We start from the raw sequence: 16,978 nt of genomic DNA on the forward strand, positions 1-16,978 counted from the left end.
AATAAGGCTTAACTCGAACTGCGTCTCGTACTTATGTCTAGTAATTTCTGCGATCGCTACTCTATAAATACCCCTTGCATCAGCCTAATGAGACGTTACAGAACTTATGTAACTCAAACTTTTGGTTCGAGCGAAGGCTTACCCGTTAGCTGCTAGGTGCTAAATTTAAGTTGCTTATTTTTGCTGATAACTCCATTAATGAGTGGAACATCTTGGGCGCTGACAATTGAGACTGAGCGACTTATTCTTCGTCCGCAAGAGCCTGATGATTATAAATCTTGGTATGCAGGTTATTCAGGCCGCTTGCCCCAGCAGCACAAATATGATGAAGGACAAGTTAGCTTGGATGGCTGTGACCTAAATTGGTTTTCAGATTTATGCAAGCGCCATCAAGAACAAGCTTCAAGTGACTATGCTTATATAGTTGGTGTGTTTTCCAAGAAAACGAATCAGCATCTTGGCAACATTGATATTTCAACAATTCAACGAGAAGAGAAACAGTGGGCTAATTTAGGCTATGGCATTCATAATCAATACTGGAAACAAGGTTTCGGCAAGGAAGCCGTAAGAGCAGCTTTGAGGTCTGGGTTTGAAGATTTTGGGTATCATCGCATTGAGGCAGCGATCAATCTTGATAACTATTCCTCTATTTCTCTAGCTCAAAGTGTTGGTTTGCAAAAGGAGTGCGTTCGTCGAGGTTTTTATTATGAGGCTGATCAATGGGTAGATCATGTCATTTATGTCGCTCTGCCTTCTGATTTAGGACTAGTTGAGAAACCGCCTGCGATCGCCGCTCTACAAATACCCCTTGAGTCAGCTTAATTAGCTCTCTATGTAATCACCCCGTAGAGGAGCTTAGGTAGAAAGAGTACACCTAATAAATAGCTAGGTGGCAGGGGGAAACATGACAGAAGAACCAGACAAACCGAAACACAGAAACAAGGTGCGGGAGCGTGCAGACGCAATCAAACCGTACCTGTGCAAGAACCTGATTGCAGTCTTAGAAAATCCCCATGACATAAAAAACATTGGGACGGTCATAAGGAACGTAAACGCCTTGGGTGTAGAAAAGGCTTACGTGGTAGATCCTAAAGGTGCGTTACCGGATGACTGGCAGGACATGAGGGAAAGAAATTCACTATCCAAGACTTCCGTGTCGGCAATCAAGTGGAGTTTCGTTAAGCGCTTCGACAGCACTGAGGCTTGCTTGGCACATCTAGAAGAAAACCGCTTTGTGTCCATTGTTACGTCTCCACACGTGAAGGGAATGAAGAATGAAGTCTTGGATGAGGCGGATTACACCATCTATACCAAGTTAGCAGTATGGTTCGGCAATGAAGCTAAAGGCATCAGTGACGAAGCAGTAAAGCGGAGTGAAATGTGTGTAAGCATCCCTATGTTTGGCATGATTGAGAGCCTGAATCTAGGCACAACATCAGGAATAGTTTTGTACGAAATTACGAAGCAACGTCGTGAGTATCAGAAAAAATATAAATGGCGAAATAAACGAGGTGAGAAAAGTGATGCCTAACAACCCTGTTGCACCCGACCGGGGCGGGGCGATTGGGGGAACTCAACCGTCCCGGCGGTAGGTGGACGGGAACGTTATGGCACAGCTTCTCAATAGAGATGGCGCAGCAAGCTTACTTGTTAGCATGATCAGTTAGTTGGCGATCGCCCTATCTCATCTTTAACCAGCTAAATACTTGATCTGTGGTTAATTGCAAATCGATGCCATCCAAAACAGTTAAAGCATCATGGCCGTGGCGTAGTTCTGGTTGTTGCTGAGGTAAAAAGACTAGAACCGAGCGATCGCCTGGATCAACCAACCAACCTAACTCACAACCCTGTTTCAAGCAGTGCAAGATATTGCCCGTCACTCGGTTAGGGCTTTGCTCAGGGGAAAGAATTTCAATCGTCCAAGCGGGAGCTACTAAAACATCATCAACAGGTTCTCCATTCTCATCAAACTTGATTTGCTCCCAACGTAAAACCGCTATATCCGGGACAATCGATCTACCTGCAAAAGTACAGCGTAATTCCGGAAAGGCATAAGCAATTCGCAATTCTTCAGTGACTCGATTAATGGCATCGGTCAGTTTTCCCTGAAGTCGAGAATGGCGCGTCTTCGGCATTGGCTTCTGAATAATTTCGCCATCAATATATTGACTGGCAGGGTTTGTTTCTGGCAAAACCAAAAACTCTTCCAGCGTGATTGATGTCGGCTTCGCAACAGTCATGATTTGTTAGTGTTGCTCAGGGCTATTTGCTCTCAGTTTATCCTAGGCAATCCAGCAAGTTGCGATCGCCCTTACTCTTCATTACTTAAAGAAAGCACCAAAGTTAAATTGCAATACACTCAAAATGCTGGTGACGCTGAGAACTGAGAGAATGCTTCCGGCGCTGAAGCAGCCCAGAATACTGCCTGCACTCCCTACACTCAAAATACTGCCAGTGCTGCCAATACTTAAAATGCTGCCCGCACTGCCAATGCTCAAGATGCTACCGCTGCTGGCAATGCTTAAGATGCTGCGGTGACTGGCCCAGCTTAAAACACTATGGTCTGCAAGCGGCTCATGTTCACCCATCATTTATCTCTTGAAATAGCGTCTGCTTCAGGTATGGGCGGATTCTATCACAGAGCAGCAATTCAACTGTGGAATATTAGTGAAGAGAGCGATCGCCTAGAGTTGGAGCCTAGCGATCGTTCTTTGTCATTCTGCTGAACTTGCTAGCAGGCATTGAGCAAACTTCAGTAGACGGAGTGAGAAATGATAGTTATATAGTGATGTATCTATTTAGACCTGCTTTTACTGGGTTTCAATCAAAACAGTCACGGCAGCGATCGCGACAAACATATCGTCATTTTTGTCGTTGAATTGAGGAATGGCACGACCTTGAACCACCATACCGCCGGACTCAACTTTTAGGCTTTTGCGGCCAAAGGGTAGCACTGCCAACACTTCCGCTTCCCGCACTTGCTCTGGATAAGGCACAGCTACCTGGACCTCAACAATCATCTCGTTTGGGTCGCTCAGTCCTGCCACTTCCCACACTCCAGGTAAGGCATTGTGAGCGATCGCATTGCGTACAGCTCTAGCGGCTGCAACGGTTGGCTCTTGCCCGTGCTGGTCTACTCCCATTCCCATCTCAATCACTAGGCGCTTACAAGTCATACGGCTCTCTCTAAAGGTTCTACAGATTTCTTCACAGCTTATAGCGATTCTGCCTGTGTAGGTGCGTAAGCGTAAAGGAGTGAAATCAGAAAAAGCTTTAGCGAAAATTTATATAAGGGATGAATAGCCACAGCTTCGTAAAGTTCAAGCAAACTTTCTCACTTGTACGATTGTCAATCATTCCATCTGTAGGATTTACTAAATCGAGACTTTGCTAAAGTTTTATTCCCGTACAAATACTTAAACAAGCTACAGGAAGCAATGGTTGGGTAGCGGGTCCAGCTACTCAGAATAGGGTGATCTAGAAATAGTTGAGAAGTTGGTGTTTAGAATATAGCCGTTGATTCTTTTTGAATGCAGCGCCTCTAAACAGATAACGGTAGGACGCTGACAGTTGAGTGACTGTGGCTCGGAGATCTAGCGATTCAGCTGATTGTGTCTAGCGCAAACCAACAGTCGTTTTTCTAATAGGTATCATGTCGAACCTGAAGCCAAATAGCAGTTCTGGTTATGTAACCCTGAATGCTTTGAAACAAAACCCTGCTCTCTCTCGTTTGATGTTTACGACTCAACCCACGAGTGCGGAGCAGATGGCAACGATTATTGAACCTATTCTGCAAGCTCCCCAACGTTGTAGTATTACTCCGCTATACATTCAGGCGATCGCGACTGCGGAAACCACCATTTTGGCGACAAATCTTGGTTCCCCCCAAGAACTTCAGGTGACTGAAAAGGCTGCTAATTGGTTGATTGGGCGCAATGCTACCTGTGCCATTACAGTTGCTCACCGCTCAGTCTCCCGCTGTCATGCCGTGATTGGCTACTATCCCAGCCGCGATTTTTATATTGCGGATGTAGGCAGTAGTAACGGCACTTGGGTAAATCGTCGTCGCTTAGCCCACCTAGAACGCCACCTATTGCAAGATGGCGACTTGATTCAGCTAGGCTCTCTTTGTGTAGAGTTTTTTGTAGCTACGGGCGATCGCTTAGCGCCTGAAGGCAATGAAGCCACAGCTACCCATCATTAAAGATTCGGACTAAGCTTTGTTTAGCCAACCGGGTCTACCTGTTTTTCTTGAGATACGTTTCCAACTCCATCACGCCCTCCTCTTCTAAATTGAAAGGAGGGTTTTTCGTTGGGCTTTGGCCAACCTAGCAAGCGCTCAGCTCAGGAAAAGCTAGGAAGCAGCAGGCTGTGCTTCGCGATCGAGCAGTTGTTGAAACTGGATTGTGTCTTGGCGCGGATCAGCGTAAGTAACCTTAACTTCCATGCGATCGCCTGGAGATGCTGCTTTGGTCAGCCGAATCGCCAATTCCAGCCCTAAGTCCTCTAGCAAGATCAGCGCTAAGTTTTCGTGCTCTCGCAGCCAGCGCAACACCAAAGCTTGCCATACTTCATGGGTATGACGACGCAGGTATTCCAAGCCCCAATAGCGGTTGGTTTGTCGCTCTACCGAAGTTGCTTCTTGAGCTACAGCACCCACGCTCATCAACAACTCTTTCATCTCTTCTACCGAGAATGGTAGCGGTGTGCCTCGTAGATGAGCCTTGATTTGGAAATGCGCCAGCAAATCTGTATAGCGCCGAATGGGTGAAGTGACTTGAGTATAAGTGTCTAGGCCGAGGCTGGCATGTCGCGCAGGGGTAATGCTCATTTCACTGCGGGGCATACAGCGACGAATCGCGCAGGAGCGCACAGGGCCAGCAGGCAGTTGCAATAACTCTTCTTCGGGTGGTAGCTCTGGCTGAGTTTGGTTGCGGAAGGGAATTGCTAAGTTATGCGCCTGACCGTAGCGGGCCGCCACTTCTCCAGCCAAAATCATCATTTCAGCCACAAGTTGGCGAGATTGAGAAACTTCTAAGACTTCAATCGTAATCTCGTCATCGTGGACCTTGATGGAAGATTCTGGCATGTTGATGCTGATGGCACCTTGAGAGTGCCGCCAGGTCTGCCGCCGCTTGGCCCAGCTTGCGATCGCCTGGAGTTCAGATTCACCTAGAACTCCCAACTCCAACATCTCGTCGACATCTTCGTAGGTGAGGCGATAAGTGGGCTTAATCAGGCTAGTTTGAATTTGGTAGTCTGCGATCGCCCCAGATTCATCCAGAATCACTCCAAAACTCAGGGCGTAACAGATTTTCCCCTGAATCAAGCTCATGGGGCCTGTCGCCAGTTCCGGCGGAAACATGGGGATGATGCCAGTTGGCAGATAAATGGTGGTGCTGCGTCGGCGTGCTTCTAGATCTAGATCGTCTCCTGGCACAATCCAGCGCGTTGGATCAGCAATGTGAATCCAGAGCTTTTGACGGCCATCTTCTAGGTACTCCAAGCTGACGCCATCGTCAATCTCTCGCGTACTCTCATCGTCAATGGTGTAGACTTTTAGACCCGTCAGATCAAGCCGTCCCTCGACATCGAGATCGGGGGGTGGAGACTCTAAGCAACGTTTTGCGACTTCCAGCACTTTGGTAGAAAATTGAGTGGGGATTTGACTGCGGCGTACAAACAGATTCTCGTGGACGCTCCACAACCCTAAATCCACCAAGAGTTGGAAACCAGCTTGAGGAGTTTCAGGTCTTCCGAGAGCAGCCAAAGTTTCTAAGGCTGGCGTCCGGTGAGAAGCTTCTTCTCCTAAGGTAGCAAACCGCTCTAGGGCTTCGAGGCGACCGCGATCGCTGTTCTGCCATTCTACGGCTTGATCCGTTAAGGCTTGCTGGATTCGAGTCAAAAATTCTTGCCATTCCCGCTGCTTTTGACCCGCCACTGTTAGCTGGTGCTTCAACTCCGCAACCTGAGTCGCTGAGCGAGGCTCGTAGTGGTCTCCCTTCTGCTTAAAGTAGAGCTTGTCTTCTGAGAGTAAATAATGAGCGGCATAGCACAGAGGCGGACTCTGGTCTGAGAACAGTAACAAAGCCATGCCCGCGGGATCAACCGTCTCACTGTCTTCCACCAACAGTTCCCAAGCCACCTCTAGACTAGAGGGGTCGAGATAAGCCTCCACTTCCTTCAGAAATTGAGGGATTTCCGACGGCTTGTAACTTTGGCCTGTAACGGTGTAGGTGACTTGCCGAGGATGAAGGGTGTAAGACTGGCCACGTTCATCCAACACGATCCAGTGCTTTTTACCCTCTGGACGTTCTAGAACTGCCAGCCGACGATCGCTATGCAGTCGAAATTCAACGAGAGTTCCCTTCTCCACCAGCTTTTGCTAACCCCAGTATGGCTTTTGCGGTTTACTGATCAGCGCGCTCTATTCAGCTAACTATGGAGCCTTAGCCGATTGAGTCGGAGTGTCTTTATTCTGTCCATGCGAAATTGCACCCACGTCTATAGTAAGGCGGGTTGGTATCACCTGGCAGAAACTTTAGACCCAATTTTGTCGAAAAACCCCTCCGAGGGGAGAGGTAAATTTAACCTTCTTGGTTTACGAAAGGCAGCAGAGCGATGAGGCGAGCTCGTTTGATCGCCACGGTTAGATCGCGCTGTTGCTTGGCAGTCAAACCAGTGATCCGCCGAGGCAAAATCTTGCCACGCTCAGTGATGAACTTGCGGAGCAAATCCACATCTTTGTAATCAATGGGTTCTTCGGGCTTGATGGGGGAAACGCGACGGCGGAAGTAAGTCATAGCAATTGTTTGTGAGTCAAAAATCTTCAGAAAAACAGCGGACCAGAAACTAATAGAGCCTTGAATCCAGAAAAATAACCTTTCAAGGATTTTCAGACAGCAATCTATTTAATTTCTTTATGAGACGTGTGCTTGTTGCAGTGGGTGCAGAACTTGTTGAGTTCCAACCGAGCAGTGGTGTTGCGACGGTTCTTGGTGGTGGTGTACCGAGAGACTCCTGCCGAACGCTTTGCAGCGTTGGTACGGCACTCAGTGCACTCCAGCGTAATGATGATACGGACGCCCTTAGCCATAGTTCCAGCCGTTCAAAAATGCGAATTAGACACAATCTCTTATTTTTTCACACGACGACTCACTTCGGCAAGTAATCGCTTCACCTTTAAGTCTAAAGAGTAACCTCGACTGGTTTGGATCACGCTAGTCTTTGCCAAGCGATCGTGCAGAGATTGTTGGTTGAGGGAGTCGGCGATCGCCAGCCCCAAGTCCAAGGCTAAAGGCAGGACTAGCAACACAATCCACCCTTCTCGAATCAAGCGCCAGCTACTCAACCCCAGGGCGACAAACAGAGCACTAGCCCCCAAATAAGCTTCTCGTTTCAGCAAGGCTAATAAATCAGCCGAGCGCAGCGCTTTAGGATCAATCACCTTAATATCGAAAACCCATCGCCCCAGGCTTTGACCCTGGTTGCGATAGGGAAGGAAAACCCGGAGAGTCAACCAGGCGATTAAGAAAAGCAGCGATCGCAGTAATTGCACCATGCCACCACTACCAAGCACCAAAGAACCAGCGAACCAAGCACAGAAAAAGTCCAACGTGAAAGCCACGGCACGTCGCCAAATTGGCGCTTTAGGAAGGCGAGCTGCTACAAGGTCACTGCGCATATATTGTGAGCGTTCCGGGATAAAGCGTGAAGTTGGGCGGATTCTGTCTAAATCATGAGTACGAACTGCTGAAACCTCACCGTCCTATAGGGGTGATGTCCAGCTGGGCGCAGCTACTTAAAACGTATCATTCTGCTGATTGCTAACGAGCGGTAAACTAACAAACAAGTTCCAAGAGAAAATCCGGACCATGCTGCCCGTTAAGCAAGCAGAAGCGCTAATTCTCAGCTTAGTTAACCCCTTATCGCCCGCTCAAGATACAGAAGTTTTAGACTTACTGTCTGCGTCTCGGCGGATTTTGACAGCAGCGGTTACGAGTGCGCTTGATTTTCCTCACTGGGACAATTCAGCGATGGATGGCTATGCAGTGCGCTTTGCCGATGTGCAGTCCTGCAAGGCTGAGCAACCTGCAACGCTAGAAATTGTGGAGGAAATTCCCGCAGGGTATCAACCGCAGCAAACGATTCAGCCTGGGCAAGCCGCCCGGATTCTGACTGGGGCCATGATGCCAGCGGGAGCCGATACTGTTGTGATGCAAGAGCGCACCCAGCGTCAAGGCGATCGCGTCACCATTCTAGAAGCCCCAGAATTTCAAGCTTTTGTGCGGCAGCGAGCAGCCTTTTACCAAGCGGGCACCCCCCTCCTGAAACCAGGCATTGAACTAAACGCGCCCGAAATCGCAGTATTAGCAGCAGCCCAGTGCGCGCAAGTCAGCGTTTACCGCCGTCCTCGGGTTGCCATCCTCTCGACTGGTAGTGAGTTAGTTGCCCCAGACCAACCTTTGCAACCTGGGCAAATTGTGGACTCGAACCAGTACGCTTTAGCCGCGTTGGTGCAGCAGCTAGGAGCAGAACCCTTGCTGCTAGGGGGGATTCCAGATGAACCGGAAGCCTTAAAGTCAGCGATCGCCCAAGCAATCACTACTGCCGATGTCGTGCTTTCCTCCGGCGGTGTTTCCGTTGGTGACTATGACTACGTGGATGAGATCTTGGCAACACTGGGAGCCGAAATCCACATTCGAGCCGTAGCCATCAAACCAGGCAAACCTTTGACAGTGGCAACTTTTGCGGCACCCCAAGCGCGTTCGGTTTTGTACTTCGGGCTACCTGGGAATCCCGTTTCAGCTTTGGTTACTTTCTGGCGCTTCGTTCAACCCACGCTCCGCAAACTATCAGGATTAGCTCAAGGCTGGGAACCGACGTTTATTAAAGCCTGCACCCAGCAAGATTTACGCTCCGATGGCAAGCGAGAGGGCTATCTTTGGGGACATCTGCAATTGGTGGATGGTGACTACGAATTTCGTCTAGCAGGAGGCAGCCATAGCTCTGGCAACCTGATCAACCTGGCCCAAACCAATGGCTTAGCGATGTTACCTGTAGGTCAAACCGCGATCGCCGCAGGCACAGAAATATTTGTCATGCAAGTCGATTGAATCAAAAATCGATTCACTTCCAGCACCAACTTCCAGCAATCACTTCGAGCCTCATACAATTAAACTCGTCTGAAGGAGGTCTGGAGGACGCAGCCGTCCTTCAGCGGGAGTTTGAGGGCAGGTGCCCTCAAGGCTCGGATTCGCCAAGTGTCACCAAAACCATCCGAGAGATGTGATCGCCCCAGAGACCTGCGCCGGCAACCAGTACTATAAATAACTAGCCCTTGCTTCAGAAAGCCCTGCACCCTTCAGCACCTACTTGTCTATGGTTTCCACCAACGTGAACCCCACCTCCGCAAAACCTCGCTCGCGATCGCAAATAGGTGTTGCAATGATTGGCACAGGTTTTGGGCAAAAAGTTCACCTTCCAGGGTTTCAAGCCCACGATCGCACCCAAGTAGTGGCAGTGTATCACCGGGATCTAGCCCAAGCCAGAGCGATCGCCGAAGCCCACCAAATCCCCCATGCTTGCAGCAGCGTCGCAGAAATTGCCGCTTTGCCAGAAGTGCAGGCCGTCAGTATTTCTACACCCCCGTTTCTGCACTACGACATGGCCCAAACCGTATTGCAAGCAGGCAAACACATCTTGCTAGAAAAGCCGACAACCCTCTCCGCCACAGAAGCCAAAAACTTGTATCATTTTGCAGCCAACCAGCAAGCGATCGCAGCCCTCGATTTTGAATTTCGCTGTGTCCCTGCTTGGCAACGCTTGGCTGAGCTGCTAGCCGAAGGTTATGTCGGTGAAACTCGCTTGATCAAAATTGACTGGCTGGTTTCCAGCCGAGCCGATGCCACCCGTCCTTGGAATTGGTATGCTCAGCGAGAAAAAGGAGGCGGTGCTTTAGGCGCGATCGGTTCCCATGCCTTTGACTACATTGCTTGGCTGTTCGGCCCCATCCAACGCCTATCGGCTCGGCTGAGTACTTCTATCCCGGCACGTCCCGACCCCAGAACGGGCGAGCAGAAAACGGTCGATGCCGACGACACCTGCATGCTGATGCTAGAGCTAGCCAACGGTACACCTTGCCAAGTTTGCCTCAGCTCCGTTACCTATCAAGGTCGTGGTCACTGGATAGAAGTGTATGGCGATCGCGGCACTTTGGTTTTAGGCAGCAACAACCAAAAAGATTACGTGCATGGGTTTCAGCTTTGGGCCAGCCAAGGCGGACAACCCCTGAGCTTGGTAGAAATTCCCAAGCGCTTAGAGTTTCCTAAAACCTACCTGGATGGTCGGATTGCACCGTTTATGGGGGTGGTCGATCGCTGGGTGCAAGGAATTGATCAACGAGCCGCGATCGCCCCTTCCTTGCGTGAAGGTGTCTACTCACAATTGCTGATGGACTTAACCCAGCAATCCCACACCGCAGGAACTTGGGTAGAAGTGCCCGATTTAGAGCAATTCTTAGCAAGTTGAGCTTGGGTTCACTCTAGGAAAGTTGGTAACGCATCCCAGGCGCTTGCGACACCAAACCCAGTAATTCCAACTGCAGCAGCGCACTGGAAACTGCTGCCGCTGCTAGCCCTACCTGCTGGACAATCACATCAAAGGCTGTAGGCTCAGCCGTTAACGACTGCAAAACGGTTTGCAACTCTGGCGCTAAGTTTGGAATTAAAGCGTGGCTCGAATGGCTAGGGGCAGCCTTGGCGCTTGGGGCTGCTGACGCTACCACCTGTAGACGTGGCATTGTACCGAGCATCTCTAGCAGATGGATTTCGCTTAAAATCGCTTGGGCTCCCACGCTTAGCAATTTCAAGCAACCCATCGAGCGGGGATTGTCTAGCGAACCAGGCAGCACGTAGACATCGCGACCATAATCATTCGCCAGATGAGCCGTAATTAAAGCGCCAGATTTGCCGGGTGCTTCCATTACCAAAACTGCGCGACTTAACCCTGCAATGATGCGATTGCGCCGGGGAAAATGGCTGCGATCGGGTTGCGTCCCAGCGGGATATTCGCTCACTAGCAAACCCTGCTCGGCAATTTGGTCGTAAAGCTTTTGGTTCTTCCAGGGATAGACCATATCTACCCCAGTCCCCAAGACTGCGATCGTGTAGCCGCTTACATCTAGACAACTTTGATGGGCTTCAGTGTCGATGCCGTAAGCCAAGCCCGAAACCACTGTAAAGTTTTGGTGAGCTAAAGAGGAGCTGAGTTTGCGTGCCCAACGCCGCCCATAGTCCGAAGGGTCACGGGTACCCACGATCGCGATCGCCGGGGTGGTTGCTTGTTGCTCCTGAGGCTGGACTTGACCTTTGTAATACAGAGCAGGCGGAGGATCTGGGATTTCTAGCAGCAACTGAGGATAGCCCGGATCGGCTGGGGTCCAGAAACAGGGGTTTTCCCGCTCATGAGTTTTTAGCAACTGCTCTGGATGAATTTTGGCTCGCGCTGCCACCATCACTTCGAGGGTTTGGGGTCCAATGCCGTCCACAGCCCCCAGCTCTTTTGGGCTTGCTTCCCAAGCAGCTTCTAAAGTTTGGAAGTGCTGTTGGAGCCGTTTAAGCAAAATAGGGCCAATACCTGGAATGCGGGACCAAGCTAACCACAGTGCGCGTTCTGAAAACAATCATTCACCCTCAAGTCGGCGGATCTCAGTATGCCCCAATTTTGGCTTAATGCTGACTCTGCCTAGCGCCAATCCCCTCAATTTTAAGCTGGGTCTACGTTCTATGTTTTCCAGCTCACAAGCCGAGCATACAAATAGGCGATGACCTCAGAAATAACGGTGCGAACTCCCTCGCTCGATCGCCACCAATGTTCTACGTCATAAGCTCGTGGCTGAACGGCGATCGCACCCACATGCACAGTTGGGGCCAATGCTTGTCGAAAAACCAGCCAACTACGACGAGTATGAGTGCCTAAAGTAAAGAGATTTATCCCTGTCACCTCTAGCCCTGATTTTGATAACCACTGCCGCAAGGCAATGGCTGAGGTGTAGGTGCGGTCCTTCTCAACCTTGGGAGTTGGGACAGCAACCAATTGCTTGGGATCGAACCCTAAAGCTAGAAATGTGGCGGCTGTCAGATCTGCAAAGTTTTTGTACTCAGCCAGGTAGTAACCTCTGGATAACGGGGTGCCTGTAGTAATGAGTTTTTCGTAGGAACCACGCTGATATTCCGCGATCGCCTCTTCTACGGCGTAATCTGGCAACCAACCTTCTACAACTAGGATATTAGCTGGGATTGGAGCGGTGACAGCAAGGAAAGGATGGATATTAGCGATCGCCAAGCCAAGCATCATCAGCAAGCTCAAGAAAATAACAGCCCAACCTTGCAGAGTTGGCAGCCACATTTCTCGCCGCTGGATTAACTGAATTCTGAACTTCAATCTATTTTTTGGCTGCATTAGACACTAATTCTTGCTAGGGCGATCGCTCACTACTTTAGACAACCAATATCCTTCAGCATGGCTAACTGCTGCTGGACAGGAGCGAGCGTATTAGCAGCGATCATGCCACTGGCTGCAACGGCGGGTAAGCCAATGCCAGGAAAAGTAGAATCTCCACAGCACAATAGTCCTGGCAAAGGTGTAGTCGGTCCTGGAAATAAGCTGTCCCCGGCGGAGATGGCGGGACCATAGGAACCTTGATGGCGACGCAGATAGCGCTCGTGAGTGAGCGGGGTGCCCACCAAGGAGACTTGGCAGCGGGAGCGGATATCAGGAATGATACGTTCCAACGCTTGCCACATCACCTCTGCTCGTTGCTCCTTTTGTTGGGCATAGGCTTCACTGCGTCGATCCAAGTCTTGCCACAAATCATAAGGTTCATTCCCAGGAATATAGACATGAATCGTATGTTTTCCAGCAGGAGCCAGGGAAGGATCAAGCAGAGAGGGAATGGAAACAAGAACTACATTTTGAGGAGCGGTGACTCCCATCTCCCAATCATTCACCACAATGTAGTGACAAGCCAAATCGGGACGGAGACCAGTAGCATCAATACCGAGATGGAGATGCATAAAACTATCGCAGGTTGGCGTAGATTGCCGCTGAGCTTGAAAACGCTGAGGCAAAGCTCCTGTGGGTAGTAACTTGAGCGTATCCCAAATCGAGGCATTAGAAATCACCGCTCGTTTAGCACGAATCTCCTTACCACCTCGCAAACGGACTCCGACAGCGCGATCGCCTGCTACCAAAACTTGCTCTACATGAGCATTTAACAGCAATTTTCCTCTCTGTTTCTGCAATCCTCTTACCAAAGCATCTACCAAGGCTCCGCTGCCTCCGATGGGATAGTCGAGCGTTACTTCTGGTCGATACCAATCGGCAAACATAAACGCCATCTCCGCTGCACTGGTTCCACTAGCAGGTAACCCAGAGAGGAGAAAACATAACAGATCGAGCCAATTGCGGATAAACGGATCTGTGACCACACCCTCCATGACTCGACTAAACGAGCCAGTCAACTTCGGGATATGACCAATATGTTGAAAAAGAGAGGGAGCAAAACGCCCCATAGTCAAGGCAGCACCGAAATCAAAGCGGACTGCGGCTGGAGGAATTGCGATCGCCGCTCTCCCTAGAGGAGCCATGACTCGCTGTAATTCTCGCCATTCGGATACCGCAGTTTCCCCTCGAAGTCTAGCTAAAACCTCACAGAACTGATCCGCACCAACAGTAGTATCAAAATCACCCTCAGGGAGACAGCAACCCCACGTATTGTAGGTAGCACAGGGCAGCTCCTCACCAATGGCATCCAACACTTGACGGAGAGGGTTAGCAGAAGGACTGTAGGACAAACCAGAGTAGAGCGAGGGGCCAGAGTCAAACTTGAACCCTTGATACTCAAACCCGTGAGCCGCACCACCTGGAATCGCATGGCTTTCACAAACCGCCACCTCAAAGCCATAGCGAGCTAGGAGCGCCGCACAGCTCAGCCCTCCAATGCCACTCCCAATTACAACTACATCCACTACATCCGTCACGGTATCACTCAATAATCGAATAAGTCTTCAGATAGGGGGTAGATTACCATCTGCTGATTATGCTGAGCACATCAGTTGTTGCTTGAGAGGCCACCCCGATGAACTCCGCAGACAATCACCAAAATTCCAGTGATACACCTGATCAAGCGGTCAACCTCAACACCAAGCAGATGGACGATGGTAGCGACGCTGATCTAGATGATTTGCAGATCACTGATGACAACGTTGTTTATAACGAACGTCTCCTCAGCAGCCCAGCCGTCATGCCAGAGATGCCAGGGCAGCGAAGAGACGCAGATGCAGAGAGCAAAGAACAAGTTTAACCAGTGATCCTAATTTCCAGCTTTCGCCAACCGCTCTTGATGAAGATAGTCAAACACAGACTTATCCCCGATGTCAGGTGGAATCGCCTGGATCACTTTGCGGCAAGCAAACACGAGAAACAGTGCTGCCCACAGAGCTAGTAGTACCTGTTCTCCCTGAGGCGGCAGAATGCCTACCATATGCCCTAGCAGCAGAATAGGAAGTAGCGGAGTCAAGATCTTTGTTTCAGCTCGATTAAAGCAGAAAGCTTCCTTGAAAAAGATCCCCGTCAAAGCTGCAAAAGTGAAGCCAACACCCAACAAACTTAAGGGATGATTGTAAACGAAACTCGCTAGCGGTTCATCTGCTTGTAGAGCAAACGCGATCGCACTGAGACCCCCGATCGCCCAGAACGCTTGCAAAGCTCGATGCAGCGGCGCTAGATAGATATGAATCGTGAGTAAACTAACGCCCAAGGCTAGCGAAAAGCCAGCATACAGCACAGTCACCCACGACATCACACCTGGCTCATCGCCAAAGCGCAACACTAACCCAGCCCCAAGCGCAAAACAACCAGCCGCCACCGCCAGGCCCGCGCGATAAATTATCACACCCTGGCGATCGCCCTCTGTAATCGTAAATTCCCCAAACTGCCCCTGATAAACTTCCGGTTCCAACTTCGCAGTTGTCATATCTCTCTCCTCCCTCTAACAAAAACCTAACAACATAGCCAAAAGCACCCTTTTGGAGGGGGTCTGGGGGACGCAACCGTCCCTCAGCGGAGGTTGGGGGGCAAGCGCCCCCAAGCATTTGGTTTTAGCAGCACCTCAACTGCATCTCCAACATGCAATTTCAAACTAGCCTCAGCACTTCCCCCATTCACCGCAACTTCAACCCATCCATGACTTCCTACTAATGCTAACAACGTCCCAGCAGGGCGATCGCTATAACTCGACACCCCCATAATTTCTGTCTCACCAATTACAACCGCCCAAACCTGCTCTACCACCGCACTTTCAGGAATATTCGTAATTAAATTACCAAAGCGATCGCAATACTGTACACAACCCCACATCCTGTCACCCTCAGACCGATAATCAGGAATTGGCAACTGCACCAAACTTTGCAGATCAATCACTGGTCCCAACTCCCGTAACGCCACCCCAGAGGCCAAATGAGCCGCCACAGGCGCAAAAATATCGCGACCATGAAACGTCGTACTCAGTTGCCCCGATCGCCAGAATTGAGCATTTATTAACTCCACTGCCGCGATCGCCCGCTGCTGACTCAACACCCCACTAAACAACCCATTATCTGGCCCCACCAAAAACCCATCCTCCAGTTCCACCGCGATCGCCCGCCTTGCACTTCCCACCCCCGGATCAACCACCGCCACATGCACCGTCCCAGGTGGAAAGTAAGGATAAGCATTCATCAAACAAAACCGAGCCGCCACTACATTCTGAGGCGGAACCTGATGCGTCAAATCAATCACCCGCACCTCAGGATTAACCTGAGCGATCGCCCCTTTCATCACCCCCACATAAACATCACTCAAACCAAAATCAGTCAAAAGAGTAACTAAACGTTGCGACATAAAAAGTAAATTACCTTCTGGAGGAGGTCTGGAGGACGCAGCCGTCCTTCAGCGGGGGTTCGGGGGCGAGTGCCCCCGATGGTTCGGCTCACGAACCCAACTCAGATAAAGGATACTGCCGCCCATACTCATACATCGCGATCGCCGCCGCAGTTTGCACATTCAAAGACTCCACCATGCCAAACTGAGGAATCGCGATCGCCGCATCACAAAGATTTGCAATCTCCGCTGGAATCCCCGTCAGCTCACGCCCCAACACCAACACCGCTCGCCTAGGAAAACTGAACTCAGACAAAGGCACCGCATCAGCCCTTAAATCCAGCGCGCTCGCAGAATAACCTACCTGCTGCTGAGCCGCAATCCAGGCAGGCAAAGCCGAAATCGAACAAGCTTCTAAAGGTTGCCAATGGTGAGCTGAAACAGCCAAATTCCTAAACGCCAAATTCTGGGTCAGGGCTAAATCTGCCACCACCACCGACTCCACTCGAAACGCCTCCGCAGTGCGACACAGCCCACCCAAGTTAGCTGGATTCTGAACCAAGCTGGCGCAAACCACCAAATCTTGTCGGGGCAATTGGGCATAGCGATCGCGAGCAATCGAGGGTCGCTGAGGCAGAGACATGGGCATAATTTCACAAGGCGATCTTAAATTTTTGGTAATGGACGTTACAGACTGTGAGCCGGGAATGTTAACTTAGAGATCAGTTAAAAGCATAATCAAGCAGAAAAAACAGTCCGCCATGAACAAAAATCATCGGGAAGCCGCAACCAGAACCGTACAAGCTCATCGGGAAAACATCCAGAGAAGCCTGCAACACCGCCTAGAAGTTGCTAGAGCCAACGGAGACGAAAATCTAGTTCGCATGTTGGAAGCCGAAGCCAACTACCTCCGCTAATCATTCACTCATTAGGTTAGGGATTGGGGCGTTGCTGAATAGGTAATGATTTAAGCTGAGAGAGGAATTGTCCGATACTTCAAATAATGCAGCAGCAACCGAAGTGAACACTTCAACATCTCAACTGATTTGGAGTAGCA

General features: G+C 50.2%; 20 protein-coding genes. 7 read left to right on the forward strand and 13 right to left on the reverse strand.

Annotation, left to right across the window (positions count from 1 at the left end; all coding sequences use genetic code 11):
• Positions 1-156 precede the first annotated feature (156 nt).
• Positions 157-822: a GNAT family N-acetyltransferase gene (locus tag H6F72_RS22560; RefSeq protein ID WP_199299235.1), complete on the forward strand. Its 666-nt coding sequence runs from the start codon at positions 157-159 to the stop codon at positions 820-822.
• Between the two features lie 82 nt (positions 823-904).
• Positions 905-1,531: an RNA methyltransferase gene (locus H6F72_RS22565; RefSeq protein ID WP_190441105.1), complete on the forward strand. Its 627-nt coding sequence runs from the start codon at positions 905-907 to the stop codon at positions 1,529-1,531.
• A gap of 148 nt (positions 1,532-1,679) precedes the next feature.
• Here the strand turns inward: H6F72_RS22565 and H6F72_RS22570 are convergent, their stop codons facing one another.
• The 3 genes from H6F72_RS22570 to H6F72_RS22580 form a co-directional block, all read right to left on the reverse strand.
• Entirely contained in the window at positions 1,680-2,240 is a 561-nt protein-coding gene (locus tag H6F72_RS22570) for a Uma2 family endonuclease (RefSeq protein ID WP_190441108.1), read from the reverse strand.
• 81 nt (positions 2,241-2,321) lie between these two features.
• The gene (locus H6F72_RS22575; protein ID WP_199299236.1) at positions 2,322-2,591 is read right to left on the reverse strand and encodes a hypothetical protein; all 270 of its coding nucleotides are present in this window, start codon (positions 2,589-2,591) and stop codon (positions 2,322-2,324) included.
• A gap of 219 nt (positions 2,592-2,810) precedes the next feature.
• The gene (locus H6F72_RS22580; RefSeq protein WP_190441111.1) at positions 2,811-3,176 is read right to left on the reverse strand and encodes a Lin0512 family protein; all 366 of its coding nucleotides are present in this window, start codon (positions 3,174-3,176) and stop codon (positions 2,811-2,813) included.
• Positions 3,177-3,652: 476 nt separating this feature from the next.
• Here H6F72_RS22580 and H6F72_RS22585 point away from each other — a divergent pair, with 476 nt between their 5' ends.
• Positions 3,653-4,204, forward strand: coding sequence for an FHA domain-containing protein (locus tag H6F72_RS22585; protein WP_190441114.1), 552 nt, complete (start codon positions 3,653-3,655; stop codon positions 4,202-4,204).
• A gap of 150 nt (positions 4,205-4,354) precedes the next feature.
• Here the strand turns inward: H6F72_RS22585 and H6F72_RS22590 are convergent, their stop codons facing one another.
• From H6F72_RS22590 to H6F72_RS22605, 4 genes are all read right to left on the reverse strand, one after another.
• Positions 4,355-6,376, reverse strand: a complete 2,022-nt coding sequence (locus H6F72_RS22590; RefSeq protein WP_190441117.1) for an RNB domain-containing ribonuclease — start codon at positions 6,374-6,376, stop codon at positions 4,355-4,357.
• 211 nt (positions 6,377-6,587) lie between these two features.
• Complete coding sequence (rpsR, locus tag H6F72_RS22595) at positions 6,588-6,803, reverse strand: 30S ribosomal protein S18 (RefSeq protein ID WP_190441120.1); 216 nt, start codon at positions 6,801-6,803, stop codon at positions 6,588-6,590.
• Positions 6,804-6,907: 104 nt separating this feature from the next.
• A complete protein-coding gene (gene rpmG, locus H6F72_RS22600) occupies positions 6,908-7,096 on the reverse strand; it encodes a 50S ribosomal protein L33 (protein ID WP_190441123.1) in 189 nt (62 codons plus the stop codon).
• Between the two features lie 39 nt (positions 7,097-7,135).
• On the reverse strand, positions 7,136-7,684 hold the full coding sequence (locus H6F72_RS22605) for an RDD family protein (RefSeq protein WP_190441125.1): 549 nt from the start codon (positions 7,682-7,684) through the stop codon (positions 7,136-7,138).
• Between the two features lie 190 nt (positions 7,685-7,874).
• Here H6F72_RS22605 and glp point away from each other — a divergent pair, with 190 nt between their 5' ends.
• Both glp and H6F72_RS22615 read left to right on the forward strand, forming a co-directional pair.
• Positions 7,875-9,116, forward strand: coding sequence for a gephyrin-like molybdotransferase Glp (gene glp / locus H6F72_RS22610; RefSeq protein WP_190441127.1), 1,242 nt, complete (start codon positions 7,875-7,877; stop codon positions 9,114-9,116).
• A gap of 265 nt (positions 9,117-9,381) precedes the next feature.
• Positions 9,382-10,530, forward strand: coding sequence for a Gfo/Idh/MocA family protein (locus H6F72_RS22615; RefSeq protein WP_190441129.1), 1,149 nt, complete (start codon positions 9,382-9,384; stop codon positions 10,528-10,530).
• 13 nt (positions 10,531-10,543) lie between these two features.
• Here the strand turns inward: H6F72_RS22615 and dprA are convergent, their stop codons facing one another.
• From dprA to H6F72_RS22630, 3 genes are all read right to left on the reverse strand, one after another.
• Positions 10,544-11,683, reverse strand: coding sequence for a DNA-processing protein DprA (dprA, locus tag H6F72_RS22620; protein WP_190441143.1), 1,140 nt, complete (start codon positions 11,681-11,683; stop codon positions 10,544-10,546).
• 101 nt (positions 11,684-11,784) lie between these two features.
• Positions 11,785-12,462 carry an ElyC/SanA/YdcF family protein gene (locus tag H6F72_RS22625; protein ID WP_190441146.1) on the reverse strand — a complete coding sequence of 226 codons (678 nt, stop codon included), beginning with the start codon at positions 12,460-12,462 and terminating at the stop codon, positions 11,785-11,787.
• Positions 12,463-12,494: 32 nt separating this feature from the next.
• Positions 12,495-14,042 carry an FAD-dependent oxidoreductase gene (locus H6F72_RS22630; protein ID WP_190441148.1) on the reverse strand — a complete coding sequence of 516 codons (1,548 nt, stop codon included), beginning with the start codon at positions 14,040-14,042 and terminating at the stop codon, positions 12,495-12,497.
• 98 nt (positions 14,043-14,140) lie between these two features.
• On the opposite strand from H6F72_RS22630, the gene H6F72_RS22635 reads away from it, so the two are divergent.
• On the forward strand, positions 14,141-14,365 hold the full coding sequence (locus H6F72_RS22635; RefSeq protein WP_190441151.1) for a hypothetical protein: 225 nt from the start codon (positions 14,141-14,143) through the stop codon (positions 14,363-14,365).
• 9 nt (positions 14,366-14,374) lie between these two features.
• Here the strand turns inward: H6F72_RS22635 and H6F72_RS22640 are convergent, their stop codons facing one another.
• The 3 genes from H6F72_RS22640 to H6F72_RS22650 all read right to left on the reverse strand — a co-directional run bounded on the left by H6F72_RS22640 (position 14,375) and on the right by H6F72_RS22650 (position 16,564).
• On the reverse strand, positions 14,375-15,037 hold the full coding sequence (locus H6F72_RS22640) for a DUF2301 domain-containing membrane protein (protein ID WP_190441154.1): 663 nt from the start codon (positions 15,035-15,037) through the stop codon (positions 14,375-14,377).
• Between the two features lie 83 nt (positions 15,038-15,120).
• Positions 15,121-15,942: an S-adenosyl-l-methionine hydroxide adenosyltransferase family protein gene (locus tag H6F72_RS22645; RefSeq protein WP_190441158.1), complete on the reverse strand. Its 822-nt coding sequence runs from the start codon at positions 15,940-15,942 to the stop codon at positions 15,121-15,123.
• Between the two features lie 88 nt (positions 15,943-16,030).
• Positions 16,031-16,564 (reverse strand): RNA methyltransferase, encoded by a 534-nt coding sequence (locus H6F72_RS22650; protein ID WP_190441161.1) that lies wholly within the window; start codon positions 16,562-16,564, stop codon positions 16,031-16,033.
• A gap of 118 nt (positions 16,565-16,682) precedes the next feature.
• On the opposite strand from H6F72_RS22650, the gene H6F72_RS22655 reads away from it, so the two are divergent.
• Positions 16,683-16,838 carry a hypothetical protein gene (locus H6F72_RS22655; protein ID WP_190441166.1) on the forward strand — a complete coding sequence of 52 codons (156 nt, stop codon included), beginning with the start codon at positions 16,683-16,685 and terminating at the stop codon, positions 16,836-16,838.
• The last annotated feature ends 140 nt before the right edge of the window (positions 16,839-16,978 follow it).

The sequence above is a fragment of the Trichocoleus sp. FACHB-46 genome (assembly GCF_014695385.1).
In the GTDB taxonomy this organism is placed as follows: domain Bacteria; phylum Cyanobacteriota; class Cyanobacteriia; order FACHB-46; family FACHB-46; genus Trichocoleus.

Coding starts and splice junctions, on each gene's coding strand:
- H6F72_RS22635 (WP_190441151.1), top strand. CDS start 14,141: ATGAACTCCGCAGACAATCACCAAAATTCCAGTGATACACCTGATCAA.
- H6F72_RS22625 (WP_190441146.1), bottom strand. CDS start 12,462: ATGCAGCCAAAAAATAGATTGAAGTTCAGAATTCAGTTAATCCAGCGG.
- H6F72_RS22615 (WP_190441129.1), top strand. CDS start 9,382: ATGGTTTCCACCAACGTGAACCCCACCTCCGCAAAACCTCGCTCGCGA.
- H6F72_RS22655 (WP_190441166.1), top strand. CDS start 16,683: ATGAACAAAAATCATCGGGAAGCCGCAACCAGAACCGTACAAGCTCAT.
- H6F72_RS22580 (WP_190441111.1), bottom strand. CDS start 3,176: ATGACTTGTAAGCGCCTAGTGATTGAGATGGGAATGGGAGTAGACCAG.
- H6F72_RS22575 (WP_199299236.1), bottom strand. CDS start 2,591: ATGATGGGTGAACATGAGCCGCTTGCAGACCATAGTGTTTTAAGCTGG.
- H6F72_RS22605 (WP_190441125.1), bottom strand. CDS start 7,684: ATGCGCAGTGACCTTGTAGCAGCTCGCCTTCCTAAAGCGCCAATTTGG.
- H6F72_RS22585 (WP_190441114.1), top strand. CDS start 3,653: ATGTCGAACCTGAAGCCAAATAGCAGTTCTGGTTATGTAACCCTGAAT.
- glp (WP_190441127.1), top strand. CDS start 7,875: ATGCTGCCCGTTAAGCAAGCAGAAGCGCTAATTCTCAGCTTAGTTAAC.
- H6F72_RS22645 (WP_190441158.1), bottom strand. CDS start 15,942: ATGTCGCAACGTTTAGTTACTCTTTTGACTGATTTTGGTTTGAGTGAT.
- H6F72_RS22570 (WP_190441108.1), bottom strand. CDS start 2,240: ATGACTGTTGCGAAGCCGACATCAATCACGCTGGAAGAGTTTTTGGTT.
- H6F72_RS22565 (WP_190441105.1), top strand. CDS start 905: ATGACAGAAGAACCAGACAAACCGAAACACAGAAACAAGGTGCGGGAG.
- H6F72_RS22640 (WP_190441154.1), bottom strand. CDS start 15,037: ATGACAACTGCGAAGTTGGAACCGGAAGTTTATCAGGGGCAGTTTGGG.
- rpmG (WP_190441123.1), bottom strand. CDS start 7,096: ATGGCTAAGGGCGTCCGTATCATCATTACGCTGGAGTGCACTGAGTGC.
- rpsR (WP_190441120.1), bottom strand. CDS start 6,803: ATGACTTACTTCCGCCGTCGCGTTTCCCCCATCAAGCCCGAAGAACCC.
- H6F72_RS22650 (WP_190441161.1), bottom strand. CDS start 16,564: ATGTCTCTGCCTCAGCGACCCTCGATTGCTCGCGATCGCTATGCCCAA.